Source organism: Geothermobacter hydrogeniphilus (assembly GCF_002898515.1).
Lineage (GTDB): Bacteria > Desulfobacterota > Desulfuromonadia > Desulfuromonadales > Geothermobacteraceae > Geothermobacter_A.
In genome coordinates, this window is sequence record NZ_PPFX01000035.1 from 1 (window position 1) to 15,286 (window position 15,286).

At 61.1% G+C, this 15,286-nt stretch carries 14 protein-coding genes; 4 read left to right on the forward strand and 10 right to left on the reverse strand.

Annotation, left to right across the window (positions count from 1 at the left end):
- Window positions 1-188 precede the first annotated feature (188 nt).
- From C2E25_RS13290 to C2E25_RS13330, 8 genes are all read right to left on the reverse strand, one after another.
- A complete protein-coding gene (locus C2E25_RS13290; RefSeq protein ID WP_103116217.1) occupies window positions 189-2,168 on the reverse strand; it encodes a (Fe-S)-binding protein in 1,980 nt (659 codons plus the stop codon).
- 363 nt (window positions 2,169-2,531) lie between these two features.
- A complete protein-coding gene (locus tag C2E25_RS13295; protein WP_103116218.1) occupies window positions 2,532-3,110 on the reverse strand; it encodes a TetR/AcrR family transcriptional regulator in 579 nt (192 codons plus the stop codon).
- Between the two features lie 135 nt (window positions 3,111-3,245).
- On the reverse strand, window positions 3,246-5,354 hold the full coding sequence (locus tag C2E25_RS13300; RefSeq protein WP_103116219.1) for a TRAP transporter permease: 2,109 nt from the start codon (window positions 5,352-5,354) through the stop codon (window positions 3,246-3,248).
- Between the two features lie 73 nt (window positions 5,355-5,427).
- Window positions 5,428-6,459 carry a TAXI family TRAP transporter solute-binding subunit gene (locus C2E25_RS13305; protein ID WP_103116220.1) on the reverse strand — a complete coding sequence of 344 codons (1,032 nt, stop codon included), beginning with the start codon at window positions 6,457-6,459 and terminating at the stop codon, window positions 5,428-5,430.
- A 246-nt stretch (window positions 6,460-6,705) separates the two neighbouring features.
- Window positions 6,706-8,094, reverse strand: a complete 1,389-nt coding sequence (locus C2E25_RS13315) for a sigma-54-dependent transcriptional regulator (protein ID WP_103116222.1) — start codon at window positions 8,092-8,094, stop codon at window positions 6,706-6,708.
- A complete protein-coding gene (locus C2E25_RS13320; protein WP_146032974.1) occupies window positions 8,091-9,872 on the reverse strand; it encodes a sensor histidine kinase in 1,782 nt (593 codons plus the stop codon). The genes C2E25_RS13315 and C2E25_RS13320 overlap by 4 nt, the downstream gene beginning before the upstream one ends.
- A 180-nt stretch (window positions 9,873-10,052) precedes the next feature.
- Window positions 10,053-10,451, reverse strand: coding sequence for a hypothetical protein (locus tag C2E25_RS13325; RefSeq protein ID WP_103116224.1), 399 nt, complete (start codon window positions 10,449-10,451; stop codon window positions 10,053-10,055).
- Window positions 10,448-11,608, reverse strand: a complete 1,161-nt coding sequence (locus tag C2E25_RS13330; RefSeq protein ID WP_103116251.1) for a histidine decarboxylase — start codon at window positions 11,606-11,608, stop codon at window positions 10,448-10,450. The genes C2E25_RS13325 and C2E25_RS13330 overlap by 4 nt, the downstream gene beginning before the upstream one ends.
- A 154-nt stretch (window positions 11,609-11,762) precedes the next feature.
- On the opposite strand from C2E25_RS13330, the gene C2E25_RS13335 reads away from it, so the two are divergent.
- The 4 genes from C2E25_RS13335 (at window position 11,763) to C2E25_RS13345 (ending at window position 13,897) form a co-directional block, all read left to right on the forward strand.
- Complete coding sequence (locus C2E25_RS13335; RefSeq protein ID WP_103116225.1) at window positions 11,763-12,239, forward strand: Lrp/AsnC family transcriptional regulator; 477 nt, start codon at window positions 11,763-11,765, stop codon at window positions 12,237-12,239.
- Between the two features lie 464 nt (window positions 12,240-12,703).
- Window positions 12,704-13,369, forward strand: coding sequence for a protein-L-isoaspartate(D-aspartate) O-methyltransferase (locus C2E25_RS13340; protein ID WP_103116226.1), 666 nt, complete (start codon window positions 12,704-12,706; stop codon window positions 13,367-13,369).
- A gap of 157 nt (window positions 13,370-13,526) precedes the next feature.
- Complete coding sequence (locus C2E25_RS17990) at window positions 13,527-13,655, forward strand: CBS domain-containing protein (RefSeq protein WP_146032975.1); 129 nt, start codon at window positions 13,527-13,529, stop codon at window positions 13,653-13,655.
- Complete coding sequence (locus tag C2E25_RS13345) at window positions 13,652-13,897, forward strand: hypothetical protein (protein ID WP_199177434.1); 246 nt, start codon at window positions 13,652-13,654, stop codon at window positions 13,895-13,897. The genes C2E25_RS17990 and C2E25_RS13345 overlap by 4 nt, the downstream gene beginning before the upstream one ends.
- Window positions 13,898-14,061: 164 nt before the next feature.
- On the opposite strand, the gene C2E25_RS13350 is transcribed toward C2E25_RS13345, so the two are convergent.
- Together C2E25_RS13350 and C2E25_RS13355 are read right to left on the reverse strand one after the other, a co-directional pair.
- The gene (locus tag C2E25_RS13350) at window positions 14,062-14,244 is read right to left on the reverse strand and encodes a hypothetical protein (RefSeq protein ID WP_103116228.1); all 183 of its coding nucleotides are present in this window, start codon (window positions 14,242-14,244) and stop codon (window positions 14,062-14,064) included.
- Window positions 14,245-14,262: 18 nt separating this feature from the next.
- Window positions 14,263-15,252 (reverse strand): glutathione S-transferase family protein, encoded by a 990-nt coding sequence (locus C2E25_RS13355; protein WP_103116229.1) that lies wholly within the window; start codon window positions 15,250-15,252, stop codon window positions 14,263-14,265.
- Between the last annotated feature and the right edge of the window lie 34 nt (window positions 15,253-15,286).

Below are 15,286 nucleotides of genomic sequence, written 5' to 3' on the forward strand. Positions count from 1 at the left end.
CCTTGAAGCGCGACTCCATGTCGGGAACCTGCTTGATACAGACGAGAATGTTCATGAGTTAACCTCCGGTTGTTAAGAATCGGCTCAGGGCAAAAGGCTAAGGGACAAGGGATTTTTCTCTGGCCTTTCGCCGTCCTTATTCTTTTCCTTCAGCCTTTAGCCGCATTTGTTTTTCCTTCAGCCGCCTTTCAGGCATCTATTCGCTCCGCCAGCAACTCCAGCAGATCCTTCGGCTGCAGGGTTTCATCCAACTCGGCACCCTTGATGCCGTCTTCGAACATGGTCATGCAGAACGGACAGCTGGAGACCAGCGTCCCGGTGCCGGTTTCGGCGGCCATCCGGGCGCGTTTCTGGTTGATGCGCTCACCGAGTTTTTCTTCAGCAAGGATCCGACCGCCGCCGGCACCGCAGCAGAAGCTCTCGGCCCGACTCTTTTCCATTTCGGCAACCCGGGCGCCGGCGGCCGCCAGCAGGCGGCGCGGGGCATCGTAGAGATCGTTGTAGCGGCCGAGGTAGCAGGAGTCGTGGTAGGTGCAGTCGAGACTTTCCGCCTTGAGCTTGAGTTTACCTCCATCCAGCAGTTTAGCCAGGAAGGTATTGGCATGCTCGACGGGCAGTTCGAAACCGAGATCACGGTAGTCCTTGGCCAGGGTGTTGAAGCAGTGCGGACAGGCGGTGACGATTCGACCGGCGCCGGTCGCCTGCAGCTGTTCGATATTCTCGACCGCCAGCATCTGGTAGAGGTATTCGTTGCCGAGCTTGCGCACCGGTTCGCCACAGCATTTTTCTTCCTTGCCGAGGATGCCGACCTTGATACCGGCGGCGGACAGCAGCTGGATAAAGCTTCTGGCAATCTTCTGGTTGCGCTTGTCAAAGGAAGCGTAGCAGCCGACAAAGTAGAGAATTTCGGCCTTTTCTCCCTTGCTGAAGTCGGCGATTTCCAACCCTTCGGCCCAATCCGCCCGGGCCGCCGGCGCCATCCCGAGGGGATTGCCGTTGACTTCGGTCTGCTCCACGGCCTTCTGCACCTCTTCGCCGGGGAACTCTCCCTCCATCAGCACCAGGCTGCGGCGCATGCCGACGATCTTGGTCACATGCTCGATGGTCGCCGGGCAGATCTCCTGGCAGGCGCGACAGGTGGTACAGCTCCAGAGCACGTCGTTGGTCACGGTTTCGACCAGGTTGGCCTCGGGATTGTCGATGCTGACTTCATTGATCTGGTTGACCAGCTTCATCGGCGAGAGGGGTTTATCGGTGTTCCAGGCCGGGCAGCGATCCTGGCAGCGTTTGCAATACGTACAGGCGTCGCCGTCGAAGATATCCTTCCAGGTAAGGTCGGAGATGGTGGCGACGCCGAAACTCTCGGCTTCTTCATCTTCGAGATCGAGAGTCGGAAGATTTCCCCGGGGGCCGAGATCGCGGAAGAAGACGTTGGCCGGGGTCAACAGCAGGTGGCGAAAGCGGGTGAAGGGGATGGCACAGAAAAAACCGAGGACCAGGGCGAAGTGAAACCACCATAATCCAAGATGCAGCGAACGCTGGGCAGCCTCACTCATGCCGGCAAAGGCCTGGGCGCAGAACAATCCGACCGGCGACCACCAGGAGAGACTGGTGCCGAGCTCGGTGGCAGCCATGCGCGTCCCTTCCAGAAGAAAACCGGTCACCAGGATCAGCAGCAGCAGGACCAGCATCAGGGCGTTGTCAGAAACGGTCGGAAGATCCTTCGGTCGGACGATATAGCGGCGCGCGGCGAGGCCGAGCAGCATGACGATGCCGACCAGCCCGGCGAGATCGAGAACGATGGAGAAGAGCAGGTAGAACCCGCCCTTGAGAAAACGGATGCCGAACAGCGGATGCAGAATGTCGGCCTGCAGAAAGACCAGGGTGGTGCCGATGGTCAGCAGCACGAAGCCGAAGAAAAACAGGCCGTGGGCGGTGCCCGCTCCCTTGACGCGCAGCACCCTGACCTGCAGCAGGACATCGCGCAACACGCCCTTGAGACGTTCGTCACGTTGATCGATGCGATCCAGCGGCTGTCCCTGGCGGTAGATCGCCAGGCGCTTGCGAAGCCCCCAGACCAGTACGCCGACAGCGGCCGCCACCAGCAGATACATCGGAATCATCACTGAATGGCCGACATTCCAGTAAATTTCGCGAGTCAGTTCCATCTGTTCCATCCTGTTACCTGAATCCGTGAGTTCCCGTTGGATGGAGAGTGCAAGTGCCTGGCCCGGTTGGGATTCCCAAAAATCTGAAGCGCACCCACAGGTTCGCTGGTGATTTTTGGGAAGCTTAGACAGGTCAATGACTTGTGCTGTCCACCAACAAGGGACTCACTGGTTCAGGTGTTACGCCTGCTGCAGTGCAAGGGAAAGCAGCAAGGAAGATACCAACCACCGCCGCCCCCTTGCGGCTGCGGATAAATCTTTATTTTTCGTTTAATTCCGGAAGCTTGAACAATTACTACCGTCTCAACCGGACTGTTCTGTTCCGTGACAGCTTATCACTTACGTTTACACTCGCCGACATGATCAGCGCGGCAGCAGACCGTTGCACACCAGGTCGGCATAGGCCTCGGCAATCCCGTCAAGGGTCAACTCCCCTTCGGTCCGGAACCAGGTGGCGACGCCTGCGCATATTTTGATCACCGCCCGGGTGATGAGCTTGGTGTCGGTGACACACCAGCCTTCCCGGTCTCGCCCGGCGGCCAGAATATCCTCGATGATGCGTTGGTAACGATCCCGCTTGGCGACAACTTCACGGTAGTTCGCCGGCTCCAGGTTGCGCAGTTCATCATCGGTGATGTAGGTGCGATCGGATCCGGCAACCACGTACTCGATATGAAAACGCATCATCCGTCGCAGCCGCTGCGACGGCGTCTCCGCACCTTCGAGACACGCCGTCAACTGGGTGATCATGTCACTCATCGTGTCGTCCATCACCTGGAAGAGGATCTCCTGCTTCGAGGAGAAATGGTGATAGATGCTCCCCCCCTGGATACCGGCCCGGGACGCGAGCTCCCGCAGATTGGCGGCCAGATAGCCTTTTTCACGAAAAAGACGGGCCGCCTCCTGAAGAATGACTTCCCGCCGGGACAGGACTTCGAACATAGACTCTCCAAACAAACCTAACGTTTGTTAGGCAGATTATCAAACAGGGTTTTTCTGTCAAGAAAAAAGAAGGGCAAACCAAGGGACGAGCGCCAAAGCGATTTCCCCTGAAGGAGAAAGAAGCCTGGCAGGCGGTCAGGATTTCAGTTCCGCCGGCAGAATCCGGGGATTTTCCGCGGAGCCGAGATCCCGCCTTGACTGCCTGAAATTGAAAGAGAAAAAGATCACCAGGCCGACCAGGGCAACACCATGCCACCACCAGGGGAGCGGCCACAACAGGCCGGCAGCGAGGCCGAGGGCGACCAGCCGCAACAGGGGAGTGAGACGGGCCTCCATGTGTCCCTGCAGCGCGGCGGTAAAGGCATAGAGACCAAACAGGGCAAAGAAAAAGATCAGGAAATCCTGCCCCCAGGAGCCGCCGATAAAGGGCGTGTAAGCGAACAGCAGCGGCACCACGTAAAGCCCCTTGGCGATCTTCCACGACTGCAGGCCGGTGGCCATCGGCTTGGTTCCGGCGATCGCCGCCCCGGTGAAGGCGGCCAGGGCGACCGGCGGGGTGACGTTGGAATCCTGACTCAGCCAGAAGATGATCAGGTGGGCCGAGAGCAGGGCGAAGGTCAGTACATCCTTGCTCAGCACCGCTTCACGCACCATGCTTGCCATGTCGATCGGTACCGCATCGACGATTGCCCGGGCCGCGGCATGAGTCATCGGATTGCCGATTTCGGCCAGGTGTTCGGGGGTGGCGACCATGAACAGGGCCCGGGCCGCCTCCGGTATCTGGCCGTTGGCCAAAGCGTCGACCAGCATGCCGTCGGCGATCAGACCGTGCAGCGCCGGCGCCGAAAGGGTGCCGAGAACGATATAGGCGGCGGTCACCGGCAACCCCATCCCCAGCACCAGGGAGGCCAGGGCGATCAGACCGATGGCGATCACCATGCTGTGCCCGGCCCATTCGGTAATCATCAACGAAAAGGTGTTGCCGATTCCGGCGGTGGCGATGACATTGACGATCAGGCCGACGCTGCAGAGCAGGATCGCCGTCATCACCATGTTCCGTGCCCCCAGGGCCAGGGCCTCGACAATCGCCCGCGGCCCCATGCGGTTGGCGCTGAACCAGGAGGCGACCACCACCGAGATGATGCTGATTCCGGCGGCGTAGGTGGGGGTGAAGCCATAGATCAGCAGACCGATCAGCACGCCGATCGGCAACAGGAAGACCACTCCCCCCTTCTTGAGAATCTCCAGTGCCGAAACCTTTTCATCATCGATGGCGGTGACGAAGTTGCGCTTGGCCTCGATGCGGACAAAGAAGGCCACGGTGGCGAAGTAGAGGATCGCCGGCAGGATACTCACCAGGACGATGGTGTTGTAGGAGATCTGGGTGTAGGTCGCCATGACGAACGCCCCCGCCCCCATGATCGGCGGCATCAGCTGTCCCCCGGTCGAGGCCGCCGCCTCGACCCCGGCGGCGAACTTGGCCGGGAAGCCGGCACGCTTCATCAGCGGAATGGTGATCACCCCGGTCGAAGCGGTGTTGGCCACCGCCGAACCGGAAATGGTCCCCATCAGTCCCGAAGCCATCACCGCCACCAGTCCGGGCCCGCCGACAAAGCGGCCGGCCACCGACCGCGCCAGGTCGATGACGAATTCCCCGGCCCCGGAGCGAAGCAGGAAGGCGCCGAAGAGGATGAACATGAAGACGTAGGTCGACGAGATTCGGGCGATGGTGCCGAACAGCGCGTCATCGCCGTAGATGCTGCGAAAGAGGATGGTTTCCGGACTGAGCCCGGCGAACTTGAAGACCCCGCCGATCAACCCGCCCCACCAGCCGACGTAGGTCAGGGCGACGAGGATCAGCACCGGAATGAACCAGCCGGCCACCCGGCGGGTGAATTCGAGGGCGCAGAGGATCAGCACAATTCCGGCGGCCCACTCCGATGGCAGCAGGCTCACGCCCCGGTCGTAGATCGCGTCTTCCCGGGCGATCAGAAAGATCGCCGAGCCCGCCGCGGCCAGACCTAGCAGGGCATCGAAGACCCGCCAGCCGACCGCCCCCCCCTTGCGTAACGGATAAACCACCGCCGCGATCAGGGCGAAGCCGGCAAAATGCAGCGCGTTCTGCCACAGGGTCGGCAGCACCGAAAAGACATTGAACCAGATGTGCAGCAGGGAAACGGCCACCCCCAGCACCAGCAGCAGACCGGCGTGCAGGGGATGAACTTCGGGTTCGGAGGTGGTCATGGTCTTCAACTCCAGCCAGGGGGACGGCCGCCCGTCCGGGCGGCCGTCGTCAGGGGTTCAGGTTGCTTTCAGACTATTTGGCGATCAGCCGCGCGGGGATCTTGATGCCGACTTCCCGATAGTACCTGGCGGCACCGGGATGCAGGGGCATCGGCAGACCGGCAATCGCCTTTTCAACCGCCATCGCCTTGGTGGCGCCATGGATGGCATTCAAAAAGGGCAGGTTCTCGTAGATGGTCCTGGTGATCTGGTAGACGGCGTCCTCATCCACGTCGGCCCGGGTGGCGAGGAAATTCGGCTGGGCAATGGTGTTGATCGGTTTGGTCTGCCCCGGATAGGTCCCGGCCGGAATGACGTAACGGGTCCAGAGGTTCATGCCGTCGTCGGCCTGCTTCAGCTGCTGATCGGTGAAATCGAGGACGGTGATCTTGTCACCCATGGCCGCCATCGCCTTGGTCACCGCGCTGACCGGCGCTCCGGCGGGAGTTCCCATGCCGGCCACCTGACCGTTCTGCAGGGCGTCGGCCGACGGGCCGTAGCCGACGTAGACCAGTTTGTAATCCTTCTTGACGTCGATGCCCAGATTGCCGAGCAGCATGGTATTGGAACCGAGGGTGCCGGAATTCTTCTTGCCCAGCGCCATCGCCTGTCCCTTCATGGCCACCAGATCGGCAACGGTGCCGGTCTTGGCGAACTTCTTCAGCACGGTGAAATGCTCGACATTCTGCCAGAGCATGGTGACCGCCCGCAGCTCCTTCTGCGGACCGGCGCTGGCAATGGGACCGGTGCCGTTCCAGGCGTACGCACCGTACAGCCCCTGCAGGATGGCGAACTGCACCTCGTTGTCGCGCAGCAGCTTGACGTTCTCACCGGAGCCGGCCGAGTTGATGGCCGACATGCCGATCTTCTGCTTCGGCTGCAGCTTGACCTTGACCAGGGTCGACAGGGCGACACCGACCGGATAATAGGTGCCGCCGGTCGATGCGGTCGCCAGCAGGTAGCTGCGCTCCTTCGGCTTGGCTGCCGCCGGAGAAACCGTGCCGAACACCAGTGCCAGCGCGGCAAGAGTCAGGGCGGCCTGTCTGATTCGCGTCATGATCTTCATTTGTTCTCTCCTCCTCTGATGGGTAAAGGGATTACGATCCCGTTGACTGACTGCCATATCAACAGGGCAAGGGCTGTGCCAAAGGGAAACAGGGGAAAAAACCCGCTTTCGGACAAAAAAGGGGACAATTATCAGCAAGATTTTGCTGATAAAAATCCCCCCGTCGGCAAAAACTTGCTGACGGAGGGGGCTAGGATGGACTTCCGCAGGTCACTGCCGGACAGGAAAGACCTATGTATTCGCTCTCTATGAAGACTCTCCGTCCATGAGAAAATTCCTACGGTCGAGCTGATGGCGGGACATCTTTTCGTTCAGGGTCCGGCGCGGCAGGCCGAGTTCGTCCAGCACCGCCTGGATGTCTCCCTTGTGACGGGCCAGCGACTGCTCCAGCAGTTGCCGTTCATACTGTCGCAGCAGCTCCTGCAAACCCGCCCGGGGCGTCTCCGACGCGACCGGCCGCAAGCCCCCGAGGACCGCGGCCAGACGCTGCTCCCCGGAAAGGGAGGAAAGGACATACCGCTCGGCGATATTCTTCAGTTCGCGCACGTTGCCCGGCCAGTCATGGGCCATCAGCAGTCCGGTGGCGGCCGGCTGCAGTGGCGGCGCCGGGCGCCGGTAGGTCTCGGCCGCCCGGGCGCAGAAGTAGTCGAACAGCAGCAGAATATCGCCGCCCCGCTCGCGCAGCGGCGGCACCCGCAACTCGACCACGTTGATCCGATAATAAAGATCCCTGCGGAACCGCCCGGCGGCGCATTCGGCCTGCAGGTCGGCGTTGGTGGCGCTGATCAGCCGCAGATCAACCGCCTGCGGCTCGTTGCCGCCGATCCGCACCACCTCCCGCTCCTGCAGGGCGCGCAGCACCTTGACCTGCAGCGGCAACGGCATGGTGCCGATCTCGTCGAGGAACAGGGTGCCGCCGTGGGCGTACTCGAAGCGGCCGATGCGGCGCTTGTCAGCGCCGGTGAAGGCGCCCTTCTCGTAGCCGAACAGCTCGCTCTCATACATGCTTTCCGGCACCGCGCCACAGTTGACGGCAACGTAGCGGCCCTGCTTGCGGGTGCTGTACTCGTGCAGGCAGCGGGCGACCACCTCCTTGCCGGTTCCCGTTTCACCCTGAATCAGTACCGGCGCGTCGGTCGCGGCGATATCGAGGATCTCCTCACGCAGCCGGCGGATTCCCGGACAGTTGCCGATCAGGCGCTGTTCCAGATCCCCCGGACCGTCCAGACGACGGCGCAGTTCCCGATTTTCGAGAACCAGCCGGCGCTTCTCTCCGGCCCGCTGCAGAATATCGAGCAGCCGCTCCGGCTCAAAGGGTTTTTCGATAAAATCGTAGGCGCCCCGACGCATCGCCTCGACCGCCATCTGCACATCACCGTGGGCAGTCACCAGGATCACCGGCAGATCGGCATCGAGAGCTGTCAGTCGGGCGAGAAAGCTCATGCCGTCCATCTTCGGCATCCGCACGTCGGTCACCACCACCCCGTCCAGATCGGCATCGATCTCCGCCAGGGCGCTCGGCGCGTCGACAAAGACCCGGACCTCGTGCCCCGCCAACTCCAGCCACTGGGTGGTCGAGGCACGCATCTCCGCGTCGTCGTCGACCAGATAGACCCTGCAGTTGTTCTTCGTCATCGTTTCTCCCCGACAGACTGCCCGTTCAACAGCGGCAGACGCACAATAAACCGGGCTCCCCGGTCCGGATTGTTCATCGCACGAATGGTTCCCCCCAGGTCGGTGACGATCCGGTAGGAGATCGACAAACCGAGCCCCAGCCCCTTGCCGACTTCCTTGGTGGTAAAGAAGGGGTTGAACAACTCGGCCAGATCCTGCTCGGCAATCCCCGTACCACTGTCCCGCACCTCGATCTCGACCTCCTGTCCTTCGACGGCGACCCGGATCCGCAACTCCTTCGGCTCACTGTCGCGCATTGCGTCGATACCGTTGCGGATCAGGTTGACCAGCACCTGTCTGAGCCGGCCGCTGCCGCCGGAAATGGTCACCTCCTGATCCGGCAAATCCCGAACCAGGTCGACCCCGGCCTCGCTGAACAGAGGCGCGGTCAGTGCCAGCGCCTCGTCAAGACAGGCCTGGATCGCCACCCGCTCGCGTTGCAGCGGCGCCTTGTGGGCGAAAATCTTCAACTGCGCGGTGACCGAGGCCATGTGTTCGGTGATCCGGGTGATGGCGGCGAACGTTTCCCGAAGCTGCTCCTCCTCGTGACGGTCGAGCAGCAGCCGGCCGCTGGCGGCGTAGGTGCGCATGGCGGCGATCGGTTGGTTCAACTCGTGAACGATGCCGGCCGACATCTGGCCGAGCGCCGCCAACTTGCTGCTCTGCACCAGTTCCGCCTGGGCGTCACGCAGGGCCCGCTCAGTCCACCGGCGCTCCTCGATCTCCTCCTGCAGGCGCAGGTTGATCGCCTTGATCGCCTCGGCTTCACCGGCCTTGCGCCGGGAGAGCTGCTTCTGGCGCCGTTCACGCATGTACATGCCGCAGGCAAACAGCAGCAGCACCAGCACCGTGCCGATGATCGCCACCGCCTGACTCCGCTCCCGCACCGGGGCCAGCGAGGCAAGATGCATCAACGTCCAGTCAAACCCCGGCAACGGCCGGGAAACCAGCAGATAACGTTCACCGTCGGCACGGACAATGCGCAGGTTCTCGCCGAGAACCTCGATCGTCTGCAGCGGACTCAACCGTAGAGGCTGGTTGCCGTATTGACGTCCCGCCCGGATTCGCCGCCGCTGTTCAGCGGAGAGCGGCGCCAGGGTGGTGTATTTCCAGTCGCCGCGGCTGGAGAGAAACAGCACCCCGTTAGCATCACTGACCAGAACCGTCTCCCCCCCTTCGCGCCAGTCGTCCTGCAGAGGGTCGAGATCGACTTTGACCACCGCCACGCCGAGAAACCGCCCGTCACGACGCACCGGGTGAGACATGAAAAAACCCGGCTGACCGGTGGTCACCCCGATGGCGAAAAAACGTCCCTGTCGCCCCTGCATCGCCTCTGTGAAATAGGGGCGAAAAGCATAATTGCGACCGATGAAACTGGATGACTCGCGCCAGTTGCTCGACGCCAGGGTATCGCCCAGGATGTTCATGACGTACAGCGATTCGCAACCGGCCTCCCGGTTCAGTTCCTCCAGGTAACGGTTAACCTGGGGCGAACTGCCCCCCTGCATCAGCATCTGCTGCACCTGGGCATTGCGGGCCAGGACATAGGGAAGATAGGCATAACGATCCAGCGCCCCGCGCAGGGTGCCGGCATAGAGAGTCAGCCGCTCCTCGCCGGTCGCGGTCAGCGCGTCAAGCTCGACGCTGTGGGCCCAGCGGCTGGTCAGCCAGACCCCGCTGATCAGCAGCAGGGCAAGAACCAGGATCCATCCGGGAGCAAGCGGTCTGAAGTCTTTCACTTTTCCCGTTGTCCACTTTCCGGTCAGGAGAATCCCCGGCGCGACAATCCGCACCGGATCGACAATAAACCAAATACAGCACAGAGGGACTCTGAACGCAAAGAAACTTTCACCCCACCCCCCTGCAATCTCTGCGCCTTCGCATCAACTCTGCCCTGAACCGGTAAGGACGTCAATACATCAGGGGATGTCCAGGACATCCTCGCGAAGAACCTCCCATGCCGTGCCCCGGTCATCGGTGGCGACCGCCACGACGCAGAACCCGGCGTCGCGCTGTACCATGGTCAGGCCACGGATATCCACTCCCTGTTCGGCCAGGCTGCGGGCCACCCGCGCCAGGTTGCCCGGCCGGTCAGGAATCCGCAGCACCAGCACCTGGTCGGAAACCGCCTGGTATCCGGCATCCCGCAGCAGGGCCAGGGCCCGGTCGTAGGGTTCGGCCCGCAGCCGCAGGTAGGCGCTGCCCGCGGCGCACTGAGCGTTGATGGTCAGGATGTTGACCCCGCCCGCCGCCAGCAGCTCGGTCAGGTCGGCGATCAGCCCCTGGCGGTCCCCGGCAATCACCGTGATCCGTTTCATCGGCAGCCCCCCGCCGCCGCCAGGTCGGCGACAAAACAGTCGATCTGCCCCTGCGAAACATTGGGCAGGACCACCAGGTGCGAGGCGCCGCCGGCGCTGGCCAGCTGCCAGCGCCGGCAGACCGTTTCCGCCGGGGTGGGGAAAACCACGGTGACGGCATTGGGATTGCGCCAGGCCGCCACTCCGACCGCGCGCAGCCGGTTGCAGGCGTACGCGGCCACCTCCAGGCTGCTCCGTACCCGCGCGCGAAAACCCTCTTCGCCCAACTGCCTGATCGCCAGCCAGAGAATCAGCGGGGTCAGGCCGTTGCGCGATCCGCTGATGGTGGTGTCGAGATTGCCGATATAGGCAATCGAGCGGGCAATCCGTTCGACATGACGCTTGCGAGCCAGAACGATTCCACAGGGGATGGGAGAACCGATGAACTTGTGGCCGCTGATCGAGATGCTGTCGGCGCCATCGGCAAAATCGAAGGCGGGGCGCGGACTCAGAAACGGAGCGATGAAACCGCAGAGCGCCGCGTCGCTGTGAATATAGGATCGGCTGATGGCCAGTTCCTGAAAAATCCGGCGGATTTTTCCAATATCATCCTTGCCCTCGGTCATGGTGGTACCGATATTGGCGAACATGATCGGCACCACGTCACGATGGACCCGCAGGGTTTCGCGCAAATCCTCATAATCGATCTCACCACTGGCCTGAGAGCGGATCATGATATGCCGCATGCCGAGCAGATGGAGGTTCTTGCTGACGCTGTAATGGGTTCCTTGAGAGAAGTAGACCATCCCCTGCGGAAACAGCTCTCGCGCCAGATAGAGGCCGTAGAGATTCCCTTCGCTGCCGCCATTGCCGACATAGCCCCACCAACTGTCCTCTTCGGCCCGCAGCAGCCGGGCGGCAAAAGCGATCACTTCCCGTTCAAATTCGCGCGAATCAACCTGGTAGGTGCTCGGCGCGAAGGGATCGCCAAGATTGTTCAGCGGCAAATCCAGAAAGGGCGCCAGGGCGCTGCAGTCGAAGTCTTTGGCCACCGGGTAACCGAGAAAATTCTCGGTCCGCTCGCGAAGGTTGGCGAGCAGCCGGTCGAGACGTTCCTGGTCGGAGGAGGAAAGGCGGGGGAAATCTTCCGCCGGGTTCAACGGGTTGGCAAGCAGCATGACGAACAGCCCTTTCCGCACCTCTTCGGGTCACTCATGGTGCACCTTCAGGATATCCTGGAATACGGGCTAATTTCTTTTCAATGTTTTGTCATTCCGCCAATTATTTGATACGATTTTTCATCTTTGATTATTTTTTCGAAAGAATTTCACAATGACCCTCGACCACCAGGACCGCATCATCCTCGAATCCCTGCAGCAGGACGCCAGCCTGCCCGTTGCCGAAATCGCCGCCCGGGCCAACCTCTCGCCGCCGAGCTGCTGGAGGCGCATCCGCCAGCTGCGCGAAGCCGGCTACATCCGCCGCCAGGTCGCCCTGCTCGATGCGGACAAGGTCAATCTCGGGGTGACGGTCATCTGCTCCGTGACCCTGCGGGACAAATCGGTGGCGGGGCAGTCCGCCTTCGAACACTTCGCCGACGAACGGGATGAAGTCCAGGAATGCCTGCTGCTCAGCGGCGGCCGGGACTATCAGCTCAAGGTCATCGTACCGACCATCAAAGCCTACGAACACTTTCTGACTTCGGTCCTGCTGGACCTGCCGATCGTCGAATCGGCCGAATCGAATTTTGTGCTGCGGGAAGCGAAACAGACCACGGCCCTGCCACTGGGACTGGGGCAGACGAGTTGAATGGACCAATCGACCGGCAAGGCCAAAAAGGGCGTATCACGATGGCGAAGAAGCGCCCCAGCCGTCCCTCCCGGGCAGCGGCAAGGGCCGAAAGGCATAATTGCGACCGATAAAGCTGGACGATTCACGCCAGTTGCTCGAAGTCAGGGTGTCTCCGGCGGCATCCATCACGTACAGGGCCTCGCTGCCGGCCTCCCGGTTCAGATCTTCAAGGTAGCAACTGACCCGGAGAGAGGGATTTTCCCTGCGCCAGCATCTCCTGCACAGAGGAAATGAGTGCTGGGCTTTCGGGCCATGAACACAAACTTCCAATCTTGCAAGGCTGACCCTGCTCACTTTTACAAACGTCGTAAAAAAAAGATAGAATATTCTTATCTACTCGGATTTTACCGAATCGCATCCCAGTGCTATTGATTGCAGTATGTGGAGATTTTTCAGGGAATAAATATAAACCGGCGGGCAAGATGGGTTCTGCAAAAATAAAACAGATGCTGCGAACCATCGAGCTGGAGTGTGAATCGACCTGGCGAATGACGGGGAGGCGCGTTCTCAGGCAGTCGGTCATGGAAGCTATGGCCAACGTACCACGGGAGGAATTCGTGCCGCCGGACATCAAGCCCTTTGCCTACGACAACCGGGCTTTGCCCATCGGCAACGGCCAGACCATCTCGCAACCCTTTATTGTCGCCCTGATGACCGACCTGCTAGACCCCCGGCAGGAACACGTGATCCTTGAGGTTGGAACCGGCTCCGGCTACCAGGCGGCAATCCTGTCCACCCTGGTAAAGAGCGTGTTCAGCATTGAAATCATCTCCCAGCTTGCGACCCAAGCGGCCAACCGTCTGGACCGGCTGGGCTACCACAACATTAAAGTTATCCAGGGAGACGGCTACCAGGGCCTGCCGGAGCAGGCCCCCTTCGACGGGATAATCGTCACCGCGGCTGCCAGCCATGTGCCAATCCCCCTCAAGGAACAGCTCAAACCGGGCGGCAAACTGATCATTCCCGTCGGGCTGCCCTTTGCACACCAGGAACTGTTACTGATCAGTAAAAACCGGAAGGGACAGCTCAGAACCCGCTCGGCACTCGATGTCGCCTTTGTCCCGCTGACCGGACAACAAGAACAATAATGATGCGGGCAACAGACAGAGCTGAAGTTCCCGAGGGGAGATAAACCATTTTCACTTCCCGCAAACAGGGACGGAAAAATCGGCAACGGAGGAAAGATGCCATGTCCGTTCGCAAGGTCTGTACCCGGGAAGTAGTCATAACTGACCGGAAAACATCATGAGCTTCGAACTGCTGGTGGTCAGGGAGGATGCCAACCGTCAAGATGCATGCAAACAGATGCAGGTCAGTGGAGTGCGGCGGGTTCCAGCGGCGAACGACAGCGCCTGCGGGGTTAAAGAATCGTGAATGCAGCAACCGTAGAAGTCCGGGTCGATTGTTACGCCGGCTACCGGGGCGAAGAGACTCCCCGACGTTTTTTTCTGGGGGAACGCCGCATCGAGGTGGTGGAGATCCTCGACCGCTGGCTTGCCCCTGATCACCGCTATTTCAAGGTCCGCGGCGACGATGGCGACCTGTACATACTGCGCCACGCCAGCGATTCAGGGCACTGGGATCTGATACTCTACAGCGCTCGGGGGCTGTCGTAACATGAACCGGCGGCCCCGTATCTCAGTTTCTTTTCGGCCCATAGTTACGACGCTATCAGATAGCAAAGGGGCCAGAGTTCCACCCTGGCCAGCCTTTTCTGGCAACCTCTCCCAGGCTGGGCCGCAACGGACATTTGGCAATGCGGCCCAGGCAGATGCAAATCTCACTTCTGCACTTGTCCCTTGACAAAATTCAACGTACCACCAGCCAGTAGATGCTGCCGCTGACGATCCGAAACCTCCAGCAGGGTATGGTCGATCCTGATCGCGATCTCCGTGCCGGGAATCATCTCTCCAGCGACCAGATGGGCGGCGATGATTTTTCGGGTCAGATTTTCGGCCTTCATGATGCTCCTTTTCCGTACTCAGGCAGATGCCCGGGCAAACCTGCCCCGATCATGCGACCGGGCATAGTCGAGCAACGGCCCCTTCGGGACAATTCCGGTCGGATTGATGGCGGGATGGCTGGCGTAATAGTGGGTCTTGATCTGGTCGAAATCGACGGTTTCGGCAACCCCGGGCACCTGGTAGAGATCGCGCAGGTAACCCGAGAGGTTCGGGTAATCCTCGATCCGCCGCAGGTTGGCCTTGAAATGCCCGACATAGACCGCGTCGAAACGAATCAGGGTGGTGAACAGCCGCCAGTCGGCCTCGGTGATCCGGTTGCCGAGCAGATAGCGCTGTCCGGAGAGCCGTTCCTCCAGCCAGTCGAGGGCCGCGAACAGCCGGTCGAAGGCCTCTTCGTAGGCCTGCTGGCTGGTGGCGAAGCCGACCTGGTAGACGCCATTGTTGATATCCCGGTAGATCCGCGCGTTGATCTCGTCGATCCGACCTCTGAGCGCGGCGGGATAATAGTCGGCCTGATTATCCGTAAGAGCATTGAAGGCACTGTTGAACATGCGGATGATCTCCGCCGATTCATTGCTGACGATGGTCCGCCGCTGCCGGTCCCAGAGAACCGGGACCGTGACCCGGCCGCTGTAGCCGGGTTCGGCCCGCAGGTAGAGCTGGTACAGGTAACGAATCCCCTCGACCGGCCCTGAAGCACTCGCCTCCGTACCGAGTTCCCAACCGTTGGCCCCCATCAGCGGGTCAACCACGGAAAGACCGACCAGTTCCTGAAGGCCTTTGAGCCGGCGGAAAATCAGCGTCCGATGAGCCCAGGGACAGGCCAGTGAAACGTAGAGGTGATAGCGCCCGGCCTCGGCCCGAAACCCGCCCGTGCCGCTCGGCCCGACCCGGCCATCCGCGGTCACCCAGTTGCGGAACTGCGCCTCCGTGCGGACGAAAGCTCCCTTGTTCGATTTGGTGTCGTACCATTGGTCCCGCCAGACTCCGTCAACCAGCAATCCCATGACCCGTCCCTTTCTGCCATAGCCTTTTCTTTTT